Origin of the sequence: Rhizobium bangladeshense (assembly GCF_017357245.1) — a bacterium.
Lineage (GTDB): Bacteria > Pseudomonadota > Alphaproteobacteria > Rhizobiales > Rhizobiaceae > Rhizobium > Rhizobium bangladeshense.
This window is the reverse complement of record NZ_CP071612.1, coordinates 4,256,968-4,271,529: the sequence shown is the minus strand read 5'-3', so window position 1 is coordinate 4,271,529 and position 14,562 is coordinate 4,256,968. Positions and strand designations below refer to the sequence as shown.

The window sequence follows — 14,562 nt, the reverse complement described above, 5'->3', positions numbered from 1 at the left end:
GATCTCCGGCCTCAGATTCGCTCCGCAAGCGATGCCATCATGGAATCCCATGCATCGGCGGCCGGATCAAGTGCCGCCTGAAGCGGCTCGAACTTCCTGCGGGCGACAGCGCGGGCAAGTTGGAACTGCACGGATTTCGCCGCGTCGGAAATTCGCCGGGCATCCTCGGCGGCCGCCGCGAATTCGGTTGAGGACAGCCAGCTCAGATAATCAGCCGCCAGCTCGAAATTGGCGCCCACCTGACGGAGCGTGTTGAAGGCGTATTTGTGGAAGAATCCGAACGGCCGCTCCGCCACCGCTTCCACCTGCTGCGGGAAGACGCGGGCAAAGGCGCGGAGCGGGTTTTGGCGGGGGCGCCTGGCGAAGTGAAAACCTGCAAGGCGCCGCGCGGTCGCGCGAAGATGCGCTTCATCGGCGGGCTTTTCCGGAAAACGCGCAAATTCCGTATAGGGGAGGAACGGCGGGTCGCTCTCCGTCAGCTGCTGCTGGAACAGCCCGTCGAAATCGTCGCCTTCGACGTGGAAATAGCCGGCATTGTGAAAATATTCGATGCGCTTTGCCACAACGTCCAACCGGTTGATTGCAACCGTCGTCTTCCCGTGCTCCTGCCGATAGGCGGTGCCACGGGTGTCCGGCATATAAAAGGAATCCATTTCGATCAGGCAAAGACGACCCCGCGCGATCTGCACTTCGACATGCCGTTCGACGCGGTCGTAGATCGCAAGCTCGGTCGCGCGGATGCCGTAGAGCGCTTCGAGATCTTCGAGCGGAACTTTGAAGAAGGTGAATTGGTCGCCCTCGAAATCCTGCGCCAGGGTGAAACCCAGCATCGCCTCGGGGGCAGCGCCTGAAGTCGCCAGCACTTCGATCCAGAGATCGACATAACAGTTGGTTTCCGGCCATGCGCGCTCGCCGGAATGCAGCGCGTGCTGCCGGTAGGTTTCCGGACTTATCCCCGGGAAGACCGATGTCACCGATGTCATCAGCCCCACAGCGTTTTCCGTATGCTGGCCGGCCATTCCTTCACGTCGAGACCATGATGGTGGAAGAGGGCGAGCGCGATACGCTCCAAACCGAAGCCGACGCAGGCGGTGTGCGCAACGCTGCCGTCTTCGAGATTGAGGCCCCACTTCAGTCCGAAGGAGTCCTGATGGTAATTGAAGCTCATGCAGGCGGTCGGCTTAGCAACTGAGGTAATCGGAATCAGCAGTTCGAACTTCAGGTTCTGGTCACGCTGATTGTTGACCATCATCTTGCCGGCGCGGCCGAAGAACGGATCGTTGGCAACGTCGATGGTCACGTCGAGGCCGACCTGCTTCATCATTTCGAGGCCGCGGTCCATCCACTTCTGGCGGAAATCGGTGACGTGCTGCTCAGTTCCCATGCAGACATATTCGCGCATGCGGAAGAGCTGCTGGCGGGCCGGATCCTTCGACGGTTCGTGGCGGAAGCAATAGGACTGCAGATCGAACAGGCCGCCGGTCTTCGGCAGGTTGCCGCGCTTGGCGACTGTCGGATAAAGCGGGTAGCAGGCAGCCGGCGTCAGCACGATATCGGTCGCCTGCTGGCCCTTGGTCCAGTCGTCTCCGACCTCCATGCATTCAAGCAGGCTCATATGATCGAGCTCGCTGCCGCAGAAACTGTGCACGGTGCCGGCCAGCTGCGGGAAGCTCTTCATGTAGCCGCTCTTTTCGAAGAGCGCGCGGTTCATGCCGGGCGGAAAACGCATCGCCTCGGCGCCGTCGGCGCCGCCGAACGTATCGATCAGCCGTTCGAAGGCGGTGATGACATCTTCGAACTGGCCGCTGCGGCCATAGAGACCGTCAACGCCGGTGTCGATCAGCAGGCCGGATTCGAAGAGCCGGTCGAGAAAAGAGGTCTGCATATCCATGGCTTTACCCCAGTAGGCTAGTGTCCTGCTTGTGGACGAGAAGCATGCTCGACGTATTGCCGAGGATGCGGTCGTTCGAGATCATCAACTGTGCGGAATGCGCGTCGCGCAGATGCCGCCCGAGGCTGAAGGGCGTGCCATTTTTATAACCCATGATGCCGCAGATCAGCATGGCGTGGTTGACGATCTCCAGGATCGTCTCGGAAGAGGCGATCTTGACATTGTTCATCGCCACGGCAAAACCCATCGACGACAGCCGGTCGGGATTGGCTTTGGCGTCCTCGTAGGCCTTTAGGCCGGCAACGACGTTGGATTTCACCATCTGCAGCAGATTCGAAACCTCGGCGAGGCGTAGTGCTCCGGGCGGCTGGGCGTCAGGGGCCTTGCGGGCGGCGGCGCGCACGAAGGCCTGGGCGCGCGCTACGGCGTCGACCGCGATGCCGTACCAGACGCCACTCCAGAGCAGATGCGAGGAAGCGAGCATGGATTGCGCGGCGATCTCAGCGAAAGGCTTCGGCAGGATTTGCCGCGCCGGTGCTTCGCCTTTGAAGAGGAAGCCGTCCGAGCAGGTGCCGCGCATTCCGAGCGTATTCCAGACATGCGTTTTCTCGAGCGTGTACTGATCCTTGAGGAAAGCCGTCAGTACCTGGTCGGAAGAGGCGGCCTGCGCATGGGCACGCGAAGTGATGAGGATGGCGTCAGCATGCGACCCATAGGAAATGACCGTTGCATCCTTTTCGAGTCGGCAGATATCCCCGTCGACCTCGATGGCGCAAATGCTGTTGCGGAGGTTGCCTCCGATGCCGCCTTCGGTGGTGGCCGATGCGATCAGCAGCTGTTCGGCAGCGATGCCGCGCATGAAGCCGCAATGCCATTCGCTATCGGCGCCGTGTTCGACGAGGCTGGACAGCTTGATGTGGTGCATGGCGAAGACCATGGCGCTTGCCGCGCAGGCCTGGCTGAGCATCGAGCACAATTCGGCGATTTCAGTGATCGAGGCCGATTCCCCGCCGAGATGGCGCGGCACCTGAATGCCGAGCAGCCTTTCGGCCTTCATCGCATCCACGGCTTCCCGTGGGAAGCGGCCTTCGACGTCGACCGCATCCGCGTGTTTCGCCGCGACTTCAGCGACGCGGGCGACCCTTGCGACAAGCCCGTCTTCAATGATCTTGACGGGGAAATTCATCAGGCGACCTTCCGGCCGTCCCGTATGAGATCGACGGTTTTGGCGATGGCCGAAATACTTGCAAAGGATTTGCGGTTCAGCAGATTGTCGGGAAATTCGATGTCGAATGCCTCTTCAATGCCCAGCATCAGCTGCACCGAAGCAAAGGACGTCAGACCTGCCGCATAAAGATCGGCGTCGTCGGCGATCTGGTCGACCGACGTCGGAAGTTTGCCGAATTTGGCTACGAGGTCGCGGATTGTCTTATTCATCCCATCACTCCAAGATACTCATGATCCCGAACCGGCGTTCATCGCCTTGTCATGAGCGTTCTTTTAGTGCGGAAAACAGAACATTCCGCTAATTTGTTGGGTTAAATATGATTGTCACTCACAGTTAGAACTTTAGCGATCATCCCGATAAAGGCTCGAATATTAATTTTATTTCAATGGGCTAATATCATTTGAGCAATTATGCGCGACACAGCTTCCGACGCGGAGAGTACAGAAATGACACGGAAAGTATGACTTCGCGTCATCAGGCCGGCGGATAGGAATGCTCGCCGCCGCGGTAATCCGAAACGGAATAACAGCCGTCGCCCGTTGCCTGAACAGTGCTTCCGCTGATGACGGCCTTGCCGTGACCGCCTGGGATATCGAGGATGTAGGTCGGCTGGCAGAGGCCGGAAATCCGCCCGCGCAGCGCCGCCACGATCCTCTGGCCCTCGTCGATCGTCAATCTGAAATGGCCAGTGCCGGGCGCAAGATCGGGATGATGGAGGTAATAGGGTTTGACGCGGATTTCGACGAAGGCCTTCATCAGTTCGGCCAGCACCTCGGGATCATCGTTGATGCCCTTGAGCAGCACCGTTTGGCTGACCATCGCGATGCCGGCATCGACGAGGCGCCCACAGGCCGCGCGCGCTTCCGTCGTCAGTTCCCTGACATGGTTGGCATGCAGCGCCAGATAGACGGTCTTGCCGCTCGCCTTCAGCGCGGCGATCAGCGCCGCATCGATCTTCTCGGGATCGACGACCGGAACGCGGGTGTGGAAGCGCACGATCTTCACATGCGCGATCGCGGCAAGCGCCTCCATGATGTCGCGGAGCCGGCGCGGCGAAAGCACCAGCGGATCGCCGCCGGTCAGGATGACCTCCCAGATCTCCGGGCGGCCGCCGATATAATCGAGAGCTGCCTGCATCGCCGCCGCATCGAGCGTGCCCAAACCCTGCGGCCCGACCATTTCGCGGCGGAAGCAGAAGCGGCAATAAACCGGGCAGACATGCACGGCCTTGAGCAACACGCGGTCGGGATAACGATGGACGATGCCTTCGACAGGGCTGTGGGCATGGTCGCCGATCGGATCGGCGCGTTCTTCGGGGGCGACGATAAGTTCGGCAGCGTCAGGCACGAACTGCCGCGCGATCGGATCATCAGGATCGGCGCTGTCAATCAGTCTGGTCATCGCGGGCGTCAAGGCGATGGCGTAACGAGCGGCTATTTCGTCAAGAATTGCGCGATCGCCAGCCGTGGCTAACCCCGCCTTTAGAAGATCGTCGACGCTCTTGACCGGTTTGAGGACGTTCATCGTCCATGCTCCGCAACCGGCGCCCAGAGCACCTGATCGATGCGCGACGCTCCAGTGGCCAACATCACCAAGCGGTCAAAGCCAAGCGCAATGCCGCTTGCTTCGGGTATCAGCGAAAGTGCCGCCAGGAAGTCTTCGTCGATTGGGTAGCTCTCGCCGTAGACACGGGCCTTTTCCGCCATCTCGATCTCGAACCGGCGCCGCTGCTCGTCGGCATTGGTAAGCTCGCCGAATCCGTTGGCGAGTTCGACGCCGCAGGCATAGAGCTCGAAACGTTCGGCAACTCTGGGGTCGCGTCTCGAGGGACGCGCAAGTGCGGCCTCGGAAATCGGATATTCGTCGAGAATGGTGATGCGGTCGAAGCCGAGATGCGGCTCGATCTTTTCGACCAGCACCCGGCTGAAAAGATCGGCCCAGCCGTCATCATCGGCAACACGCATGCCGATACGCTTGAGCTCGATTGCCAGATGTTCGCGATCGGTTGATCCGTCGGCGGCGACGGAGGCGAGGAGATCAATGCCGGCATGGCGTTCGAACGCTTCGGCGACGCTGAGCCGCTCCGGCCCGGCAAAGGGATCGCACTGCCCGCCGCGATAGGTCAGCTTGTCGGCCTTTACCGTTTCGGCCGCCAGCGCCAGGATCCGCACGCAATCCATCATCAGGCTCTCGTAGCTTTCGCCGGCCCTATACCATTCGAGCATGGTGAACTCGGGATGATGCAGCGGCCCGCGCTCGCGATTGCGATAGACATGGGCAAAGCAGGAAATGCGCTGCTCGCCCGCCGCAAGCAGCTTCTTGCAGGCGAATTCCGGCGAAGTGTGCAGGTAAAACGGCGCCGTCTGGCCGTCCGTCGTTACCGCTTCTGTCGCGAAGGCATGCAGATGCGCTTCGTTGCCGGGTGAGATCTGCAGTACCGCGGTATCGACCTCGATGAAATTCTCGCGCGCGAAAACCCCCGCAATGCCGCCTGGACCGCATTGCGCCCGATCAGGAACGGGCGGCGATCGGCATGCACGGACGGGGTCCACCAGGGAGACGCTTTGGCCGAAAAGTTCATTCCAAGCTTTCTTCGCCGGAGAAACCGGTATGGGGGTGGCTATTTCCCGGATTTTAGGTTAGTTGCGCCCCAAGAAAAACATCTGTGTCTTCGGGGCGTCTCGACAGTCCTCTACGACGCCGAAAGCCGAGTTACAAGGAAGTCTTATGGTCAAGGTCATCGCCTCTTCGGTCCGCAAGGGCAACGTTCTCGACGTGGACGGCAAGCTCTACGTCGTTCTCACCGCCCAGAACTTTCATCCGGGCAAGGGAACGCCGGTCACCCAGGTCGACATGCGCCGCATCGTCGATGGCGTGAAGGTTTCCGAACGCTGGCGCACCACTGAACAGGTCGAGCGCGCCTTCGTGGAAGACGTCAACTTCCAGTATCTCTATGAGGACGGCGAAGGCTTCCACTTCATGAATCCGGCAACCTACGACCAGGTGGTCGTCAGCCAGGAAACCATGGGTGACCAGAAGGCCTATCTCCAGGAAGGCATGACCTGCATCCTGTCGATCCACGAAGGTATCCCGCTGGCGCTCGAGCTGCCGCGCCACGTGACCCTCGAAATCACCGAGACCGAACCGGTCGTCAAAGGTCAGACGGCATCCTCTTCCTACAAGCCGGCTATGCTGTCCAACGGCATCCGCACCATGGTGCCGCCGCACATCGACGCCGGTACCCGTGTCGTCATCGCGACGGAAGACAACTCCTACGTCGAACGCGCCAAGGATTGATTTGTGATTTGACTGCATCACAAAGGCCGGTTCCGACCGGCCTTTTTTGTATCTGCTTGTCAGAGATGCGGGTTGCGCGACCGGTATTTCTTGACGAGCTTCTGGTTGATCTCGGCTGCGCCCGGCATATTGGCGCTGAGATAGACCGGCGCATCGCCGGATTTCGAAAGCTCCGAGGCGACTTCGGCAAAGATCGCGTTGATGACCGTCACCCCGACCGCCGTCGAGACAGGCCCAACCCGAAGCCCCATGCCTTCGAGCTCGACAACGGCGTCTCCCGGCGGCAGTCCGTTGTCCAGCACCACATCGGCGACTTCGGCAAGGCGCCGGCGGCCATTGGCGATCGCTGAGGAATAGGCAATCGACGTGATGGCGATCACCTTTGCGCCAATTTCGCGCGCATAGTCGGCGGCTTCGATCGGGGCGGCGTTCACGCCCGAATTGGAGGCGATGATGATGACATCGCCCGGCTGCATGCCGTAACGCTCCAGCATCGGCCGCACCAAGCCCTGTGTGCGCTCATAGACCGAGCTGATCACCGCCCCCTCGTGCAGCATGGCCGACCCGACGAGCACCGGCACGGTGAAGGCGAGCCCGCCGGCGCGATAGTGCACTTCTTCCGCCAGCATATGCGAATGGCCGGTACCGAAGACATAGACGCGTTTGTCGCCGCGGGCAGCATCGAGGATGACCGCCGCTGCTCTGGCCATCGGCTCGGCAAGCGTCTGCTTCAGCTCTTCAAGCCGGCCGATCAGATTGGAGAAATAGGCGTCCGTGATGTCAGTCATCCCACGTCTCCTTGATCTCAGGCGGCCTCGCCGGCAAGCCAGGTGGATGTAACAGTGAGGGCATCGGTCAGATGGACAAGATCGGCGCGCGCGCCCGGCGAGAGATGGCCGCGGTCGGCAAGCCTCAGGAAACGCGCGGGATAAAGGGTCGCCATGCGCAAAGCTTCGGCGAGCGTCAGATCGAGATAAGTGACGCCGTAGCGGATTGCCGAAATCATGTCGATGTCGGAGCCCGCGAGCGTCCCGTCGGAAAGCACGAGCTTCGAACAGAATCCCCCCCTTTCGCGCCGGACGGTGCGTCCATTCAGCGTGAACGAGTCCTGCTGCGAGCCGACAAGCGACATGGCATCGGTGACGAAGAACAGCTTGCCTTCGCCGCGCTTGGCGCGCAGGGCCGTGCGCAGTGCCTTCGGATCGACGTGATGGCCGTCGGCAATGATGCCGCACCAGGTCGCGGGATGATCAATGGCTGCGCCGACGAGCCCGGGAGCACGGTGCCCCATCTGGCTCATGGCGTTGAAGAGGTGGGTGACGCCACGCGCTCCGGCATCGAAACGCTCCTCCGCCGCCTCGCTCGAACAATCGGAATGACCAAGGCTGACGATGACGCCGGCTTCGGCAAGCTCGCGCACCTGGGCGACCGTCACTTGCTCGGCCGCAATCGTGACGAGCAGCGTGCCGATTGCCTCACGTAACCGAATAAATGCCTTGACGTCGCCATCCTCCACCGGCCGCATCAGCTCGGCCAGATGAGCACCTTTGCGGGCTGGCGCCAGATGCGGGCCTTCGAGATGCAGTCCGGCGACGCCGCGGTTTTCCTTGACAGCCTCCTTCGCCGCCTCGATGGCGGCATTGGTCGCCTCCGATGTATCGGTAATCAAGGTCGGCAACAGCGATGTCGTGCCATAGGGCCTGTGCCCGCCGGCGATAATAGCCATTGATGTCGCGGAAGGCTCGTCGTTCAGCATCCGGCCGCCGCCGCCATTGACCTGCGCATCAATGAAGCCGGCCGACAGGACGCCACCCTCAAGTTTAACCTTCTCGCCATCAGGCCGGTCATTTGCCGCGGCGATTCTTTCGACGCGGCCGTCGGCAACGATGAGCACCTTGTCGTCATGGAAGCGCTCACCGTCGAAGATGCGAGCGCCGACGAAGATCTTGCGCCCCATCAGACCGTCTCCGTCACTTTGAGCAGATTCGCTGGCCGGTCGGGGTCGAAGCCCTTGCGGCGCGTCACCGACTCGATCAGCCGGTAATAGACGAGCAGCGACACCAGCGGATCGATCAGGCCGTTGCCCGTCGTCGGCACACGCAGACTGATGCCGGAGAGCGGCTGCGTGGAGAAACCGACCGTGGTGGCGCCGAGCTTCTGCAGGCGCTCCAGCGCCTGGCCGTTATTGGCGAAGGCCGCGTCGTCAGGGGAGAAGGCGACGATCGGAAAGCCCGGCTGCACCAGGCGCATCGGGCCATGCATCAGTTCCGCCAGCGAAAAGGCCTCGGCATGCAGGCCGGATGTTTCCTTGGCCTTCAATGCTGCTTCGAGCGCGATCGCAAAGGCCGGGCCGCGGCCGGCCGTGTAGAGCGAGGTCGCATTGAACAGCACCTCCTCGGCCGCCGCCGTGTCGATCCCGGCGGTCGCCGAAAGCGCCTCCGGCAGCTTGCCGAGTGCCGTCTGCAGGTCGGACGCGTTACCGATTGCCGCCGTCACGCCGGAAAGCGCGGCGACGGAGGCGATGAAGGACTTCGTTGCCGCAACACTTCTTTCCGCGCCGGCATTGAGACCGAGGACGATGTCTGCCTGTTTCGCAAGCGGGCTATCGGTAACGTTGACGATGGCGATCGTCGCCGCGCCGCCCTTTTTGGCCGCCTCCTGCAGGGCGACGATATCGGGACTTGCACCCGACTGCGAGACGGTGAAATGCACACCGCCCTTCAGGTTGAGGGCGGCGCCATAGACGGACGCAATCGACGGGCCGACCGATGCGACCGGCACACCGCAGGTGATCTCGAAGAGATATTTGAAGAAGGTGGCGGCATGGTCCGAGGAGCCGCGCGCCGCCGTCGTCACCACGCTCGGGCGGGAGGACGAAAACAGCCTGGCGATTTCGGCAAAGACCGGCTTTTCCTTTTCGAGAAGCATGGCCACCACCTCCGGTGACTGGCCGGCTTCCTGCAGCATCAGCGACTGGTTCTCACTCATGGTCATCTCCAATTCTCAATTCGGCGACGAAATCATAGGCATCGCCGCGATAATGCGAGCGGGTGTATTCGACGACACGCTGGTCTTCCAGCCGCGAGACACGTTCGATCAGGAGCGCCGGCGCTCCTGTTTTGACGTTCAGCATTGCAGCGTAGGACGCATCCAGTGTGACGGCGGTCAGACGCTGCAGCGCGCGCACCGGCCGATGGCCGTTTGCCGCCAGCGCATCGTAAAGCGATCCCTCGCCGCCGGCGTTCTCCCCGAGAAATTTGACCGGCACCACGGCGCGCTCGATCGCCAGCGGCAGCCCGTCGGCGAGGCGCAGCCGGTCGAGCCTCAGCACCGGCTCGTCGCCGCCGAGGCCAAGCAGGAAGGATTCTTCCGGCGACGGCGTGTTGACCTCCTGCGACAATATTCGTGCGGCCGGCAGACGCCCGCGCGAGCGCATGTCGGCGGAGAAGGAGGAAAGCCGCCAGAGCGACTGTTCCATGCGCTCCACCTTGCCCGATACGAAGGTACCGCTTCCATGGCGCGATTCCAGCGCGCCCGCCGCCATCAGGTCGCGATAGGCGGTGCGTACGGTGACGCGGCCGAGCTTGAGAGCCTCCGCAAGGTCGCGCTCGCCCGGCAGCGCCGCGCCGGGCTTCAGCAATCCTTCCTGAATGAGACTGGTCAGCGCCTGAGCCAGCCGCTTGTAGAGCGGGCCGGCCAGAGCGTCGTCGCGCAGGCCGCGTCTGCTCAGTTCCGCTATCAGACTGGTTCTATTCATGGGTTGGCAATAGAACCTATATAGAACCAATGAGCAAGGGTAAATCGAAGGTGGAGATGAAAAAACCCTCCCCGGTCCGCCGGAGAGGGTTCACAACGATCTAATTTGACAGCCGCGCGTCCGTGGACGCCCGCCTCTTTCAGCTCTTGGTGAAGATATAATCCGTCTCCTGGCGCAGCACCTCGCCCGGACGCAGCACCGCATTCGGGAAGCCCTCGTGGTTGATCGCATCCGGCCAGACCTGGGTCTCCAGGCAGAAGCCGGCGAACGGGCCGTATTTACGCCCGTCGAGGCCGGGAGCCCCTGTGTTGAGCTTAAAGCCGGCATAGAACTGCACGCCCGGCTCGGTGCTGCGCACTTCCAGCGACACGCCGGAATAGAGGCTGCGGGCGAGCGCGACGGTCCGCTTGGCGGTGCGTTCGCGGGACAGGCAGAAATTATGGTCGTACAACACCTGTTCGCTGCCGACGAAACGTTTCATCGGGGCCATCTCGCGGAAATCGAATTCGGTTCCGTCGACGGGCCGGATCTCGCCGGTCGGCACCTGCTTCTCGTCGGTCGGCAGATAGTGATCGGCGGCGATCATGATGTCGTGGCCCAGCGCATCCTCGCGTCCGTCGAGATTGAAATAAGCGTGCTGGCAGACATTGGCGAGCGTCGGCCGATCGCTGGTCGATTCGTAGGTGATCGACAGTTCCCCATTGCCATGCACCCGGAATGTCGCCTGGATGGTGCAATTGCCGGGATAGCCGGCGCGGCCGTCAGGATCGACGATCTTCATTATCAGGCGGTCGACTTCATGCTCGACGATCGTCCAGTTGCGCTTGGCGATATTGTCGCTGCCACCATGCAGATGCGTGACGCCGTTTTCGTTTTGCTCGAGCTGGTAGTCCTTGCCATCGAGCGTGAACCTGCCGCCGCCGACGCGGTTGGCGCAGCGGCCGGGTGTCGCGCCGAAATAGGCCGAATAGAGGGGGTAGCTGTCGAAATCCTCAAAGCCGAGCTGCAGCGGCGCGTCATGGCCCGCAAGGCGCAGATCCTGGATAACCGCACCCCAGGTGATGATTCTGGCCGTCAGCCCTCCGCCCTTAATCTCTGCGCGGTAGACGGTTTCACCCGCCTTCGTCTGCCCGAAAACTTCTCGCTCCAACTTCTCCGACATAATCGACATCCGTTCCGTTCTTTTCCTGGGGGTAGGTCGGGAACCTGCCTTCATTTGCTCCAAACCGCAACCGGTACGACCAGAAAGAAATGCGGCAGCGGCAATGCTGCGGGCCTTGATGTGAAATGCGGCCAGCACGCTCAGAGATCCATACCAATCTCTTCGAGATCGTAGGGTGTCGTCTGATAGATCTCGTTGATCCAATTGCCGAAAAGCAGATGCGCATGGCTGCGCCAGCGGTTCTGCGGCGCAAGCGATGGGTCATTATGCGGGAAGTAGTTGTGCGGCATCTTGATCGGCACGCCGGCATCCACATCGCGAAAATACTCGTCGGAAAGCGAGGTGGAGTCATATTCGACGTGGTTGAACATGTAGAGCCGACGGCCCCTCTTCTCGTGCACGAGGCATACGCCCATCTCGCTGGACTCCATCAGGATTTCCAGGCTTTCGGATTTTTCGATATCTTCGCGGCGTACCTCGGTCCATCGGGACACCGGCACCTCGAAGTTGTCGGAAAAGCCGTTCAGATAGATGGAGGAAGGTTTGAGGTTCCGGTGGCGGTAGACCCCGAAGGCCTTTTCCTTCAGCTCGTATTTCGGAACGCCGTGGAAGTGATAGATCGCCGCCATAGCGCCCCAGCAGACGTTCATCGTCGAATGGACGTTGGTCTCCGTCCAATTGAAGATCTCCTGCATCTCTCCCCAATAGGTAACGTCCTCATAGGGCAGAAGCTCGATTGGCGCCCCGGTGATGATGAAACCGTCGAACTTGCGCTGCTTTACCTCTTCCCAGGTCTGGTAGAAGGCGAGCAGGTGATCTTCGGACGTGTTCTTCGCCTTGTGCCCGCCGATGCGGATGAGCGACAGCTCCACCTGCAGCGGCGAAGCGCCGACGAGGCGGGCCATCTGCAGTTCTGTCTTGATCTTGTTGGGCATCAGGTTGAGCAGGCCGATCTGCAACGGTCTTATATCCTGACGGATCGCCATCGTCTCGGTCATCACCCGCACACCTTCCTGAACCAGGGTTTCGAAGGCGGGCAGAGTATCGGGGATCTTGATGGGCATTGAGGTCACTCGATCAAAAATAAAAAACCGGCGGCGACAAAAAATCGCTACCGGTCCGCACGCGGCCCTTTAGCGACTTTTTTAACGTGGCTGCAAGCCGGCCGGCCAAATCACCACGGAGTGCCTTAATTAGTCCCAGTTGAGCCGCGAATCAACTGCCGAATGCATGCGAGAGCGGCCCGCGCAAGCATCATCACAGTTTAATGACTGATAGAATCTGTTGATAGACCGCTAACGCCACCATGTTAATAATGTCAGCATGGGCGTTGTTGGAAAAGCATGATGGCAGATAAGATCGAGGGGAGGCCGAGCGCCAGGAGGCAAGACAGGGTTGGTTACGATTTCAGCCTGACATATCGCCTCGGAGTAATGTTCTCGGCATTCTGGAATTCTGAAGTGCGTGGCAAGGTGCTGTTTTTGGCCACCGTGCTGATCCTCGTCATCCTGGCGACGGCCTATGGCCAGGTCATCCTCAACGAGTGGAACGCCCCCTTCTACGATTCGCTCGAGCGCCGGGATCTCGGCGAATTCTTCCACCAACTCGAAATCTTCGCGATGATCGCCGGCACGCTGCTGCTGCTCAACGTGCTGCAGGCCTGGCTGAACCAGATGACGGCGCTCTATATGCGTGAGGGCCTGTCGCGCGATCTCGTCGACCAATGGCTGAAGCGCAAGCGGGCGCTGCGGCTCGCCTCCAGCGGCCTGATCGGCGTCAACCCGGACCAGCGCCTGCACGAGGATTCCCGCAATCTTGCTGAAAGCACGACTGGCCTGGTCCTCGGCCTCTTACAGTCGACCATTCTTCTGGTGAGCTTCATCGGCGTGCTTTGGGAGCTGTCGAGCGGCTTCGTCTTCCGCATCAGCGGCCACAGTTTTTCCATTCCGGGCTATATGGTTTGGGCAGCGATTTTCTATGCCGCTTCCGCCTCAGTGCTGAGCCAGGTCGTCGGCCGCAAGCTGGTCAAGCTCAATGCCGACCGGTTCTCGAAAGAGGCCGAACTCCGTTTCACGCTGATGCATGCCAATGAGAACATGCCGGCCATCACCGTCGCGCGGGGCGAAGAGAACGAGCGCCGGCGCATCAACACCGACATCAGTTCGGTGCTGCGGGTCGTCAGGCGACTTGCCATGGCCAACACCAACCTCACCTGGGTTTCGGCCGGCTACGGCTGGCTGGTGATCGTCATCCCGATCATCGTTGCAGCCCCGGCATATTTCTCCGGCGGCCTCACCCTCGGCCAGCTGATGATGTCGGTCGGCGCCTTCAACCAGGTCAATACGGCGCTGCGCTGGTATGTCGCCAATTTCGGCCCGATCGCCGAATGGCGTGCCACGCTGATGCGCGTTACCGACTTCCGCCAGGCATTGCTCGATATGGACGAGGACTTCGATCTGAAGGGCAGCATTGCCTATGAGAACACCGCATCCGACACGCTGACGATGAAGGATGTAGTGATCAATGCCAAGATCGGCGAAGACATCGAGGAATGCGGCGGTTTTCGCCTGCGCGAAACCGATGTCGTGATCAAGGCCGGCGAGAAAATCATGATCAACGGCGATCATAGCGTCAACCGAAAGCTGCTGTTCCAGGCCATGGCCGGGCTCTGGCCGTGCGGCAGCGGCACGATGGGCTTGCCGCCGGTCGACGACATGCTGTTCGTTCCGCAGATCGCCTATGTTCCCGGCGGCACGCTGCGCGAGGCGCTGGCCTTCCCCGAAAGTCCCGATGCCTATGAGAAGGCCGCCGTCGAGGCGGCCCTCGAAAAGGCCGGCCTGCACTCTCTCGTCGCACGGCTGGATACCCGCGCCCGCTGGGACAAGCTGCTCGACGGCGACGAACAGAAGGCGATCGGTTTCGCCCGCCTGCTGCTGGTACGCCCGCGCTGGATCATCTTCGACGAAGTGCTTGAGGGCATGGAGCCGGAATGGCAGGAGACGATGTGCCGAGTGCTGGCTTCGATGCCCGAAACCGGCATGATCTATATCGGCCGCTCTGAAACCTATCTGGAGGCGCTGCAGCCGCGCGTGCTGCATCTGCAGGCGCTGCCTTCGAGGTCCGAGGAGCCGCAGCAGCAGGCCGCCAGGACCGGCGCCAGCGCCAGCGCCGGCGCTTCAGAGCGCCGCGTCGTCCGGCTGGACCCTGCCCGCACCGATTGACGCGAG

The 14,562-nt window shown here is 61.3% G+C and carries 13 protein-coding genes, 1 pseudogene and 1 riboswitch; of the genes and pseudogenes, 2 read left to right on the top strand and 12 right to left on the bottom strand.

The window, feature by feature from the left end; genetic code table 11:
• Window positions 1-11: 11 nt before the first annotated feature.
• The 6 genes and pseudogenes from J2J98_RS20575 to epmA form a co-directional block, all read right to left on the bottom strand.
• Window positions 12-983: a DUF1839 family protein gene (locus J2J98_RS20575; RefSeq protein ID WP_259663928.1), complete on the bottom strand. Its 972-nt coding sequence runs from the start codon at window positions 981-983 to the stop codon at window positions 12-14.
• Entirely contained in the window at window positions 983-1,891 is a 909-nt protein-coding gene (locus tag J2J98_RS20570) for an amino acid--[acyl-carrier-protein] ligase (protein WP_064708092.1), read from the bottom strand. The genes J2J98_RS20575 and J2J98_RS20570 overlap by 1 nt, the downstream gene beginning before the upstream one ends.
• A gap of 4 nt (window positions 1,892-1,895) precedes the next feature.
• On the bottom strand, window positions 1,896-3,077 hold the full coding sequence (locus J2J98_RS20565) for an acyl-CoA dehydrogenase family protein (protein ID WP_207601976.1): 1,182 nt from the start codon (window positions 3,075-3,077) through the stop codon (window positions 1,896-1,898).
• Window positions 3,077-3,328 carry an acyl carrier protein gene (locus J2J98_RS20560; protein ID WP_064708090.1) on the bottom strand — a complete coding sequence of 84 codons (252 nt, stop codon included), beginning with the start codon at window positions 3,326-3,328 and terminating at the stop codon, window positions 3,077-3,079. Before J2J98_RS20560 ends, J2J98_RS20565 begins: the two co-directional genes overlap by 1 nt.
• A 265-nt stretch (window positions 3,329-3,593) precedes the next feature.
• Window positions 3,594-4,643, bottom strand: a complete 1,050-nt coding sequence (locus tag J2J98_RS20555; RefSeq protein WP_207601975.1) for a lysine-2,3-aminomutase-like protein — start codon at window positions 4,641-4,643, stop codon at window positions 3,594-3,596.
• Window positions 4,640-5,700 (bottom strand): annotated as a pseudogene (epmA, locus tag J2J98_RS20550) (EF-P lysine aminoacylase EpmA). The gene J2J98_RS20555 and the pseudogene epmA overlap by 4 nt, the downstream one beginning before the upstream one ends.
• 146 nt (window positions 5,701-5,846) lie before the next feature.
• Between epmA and efp the strand changes: the two are divergent.
• Window positions 5,847-6,416, top strand: coding sequence for an elongation factor P (gene efp, locus J2J98_RS20545; RefSeq protein ID WP_064708087.1), 570 nt, complete (start codon window positions 5,847-5,849; stop codon window positions 6,414-6,416).
• Between the two features lie 59 nt (window positions 6,417-6,475).
• On the opposite strand, the gene J2J98_RS20540 is transcribed toward efp, so the two are convergent.
• From J2J98_RS20540 to metA, 6 genes are all read right to left on the bottom strand, one after another.
• Window positions 6,476-7,204 (bottom strand): SIS domain-containing protein, encoded by a 729-nt coding sequence (locus J2J98_RS20540; protein ID WP_207601974.1) that lies wholly within the window; start codon window positions 7,202-7,204, stop codon window positions 6,476-6,478.
• 17 nt (window positions 7,205-7,221) lie between these two features.
• Complete coding sequence (gene nagA, locus J2J98_RS20535; RefSeq protein ID WP_207601973.1) at window positions 7,222-8,373, bottom strand: N-acetylglucosamine-6-phosphate deacetylase; 1,152 nt, start codon at window positions 8,371-8,373, stop codon at window positions 7,222-7,224.
• Window positions 8,373-9,404 (bottom strand): SIS domain-containing protein, encoded by a 1,032-nt coding sequence (locus J2J98_RS20530; RefSeq protein WP_207601972.1) that lies wholly within the window; start codon window positions 9,402-9,404, stop codon window positions 8,373-8,375. The genes nagA and J2J98_RS20530 overlap by 1 nt, the downstream gene beginning before the upstream one ends.
• A complete protein-coding gene (locus J2J98_RS20525) occupies window positions 9,397-10,173 on the bottom strand; it encodes a GntR family transcriptional regulator (RefSeq protein ID WP_064708084.1) in 777 nt (258 codons plus the stop codon). Before J2J98_RS20525 ends, J2J98_RS20530 begins: the two co-directional genes overlap by 8 nt.
• A 139-nt stretch (window positions 10,174-10,312) precedes the next feature.
• Complete coding sequence (locus J2J98_RS20520) at window positions 10,313-11,335, bottom strand: aldose epimerase family protein (protein ID WP_138396232.1); 1,023 nt, start codon at window positions 11,333-11,335, stop codon at window positions 10,313-10,315.
• Window positions 11,336-11,475: 140 nt separating this feature from the next.
• Complete coding sequence (metA, locus tag J2J98_RS20515) at window positions 11,476-12,399, bottom strand: homoserine O-acetyltransferase MetA (protein WP_064708083.1); 924 nt, start codon at window positions 12,397-12,399, stop codon at window positions 11,476-11,478.
• A gap of 49 nt (window positions 12,400-12,448) precedes the next feature.
• Window positions 12,449-12,526: riboswitch (SAM riboswitch) on the bottom strand.
• A gap of 155 nt (window positions 12,527-12,681) precedes the next feature.
• Between metA and J2J98_RS20510 the strand changes: the two genes are divergently transcribed.
• Entirely contained in the window at window positions 12,682-14,556 is a 1,875-nt protein-coding gene (locus J2J98_RS20510) for an ABC transporter ATP-binding protein/permease (protein WP_207603168.1), read from the top strand.
• Window positions 14,557-14,562: the final 6 nt, after the last annotated feature.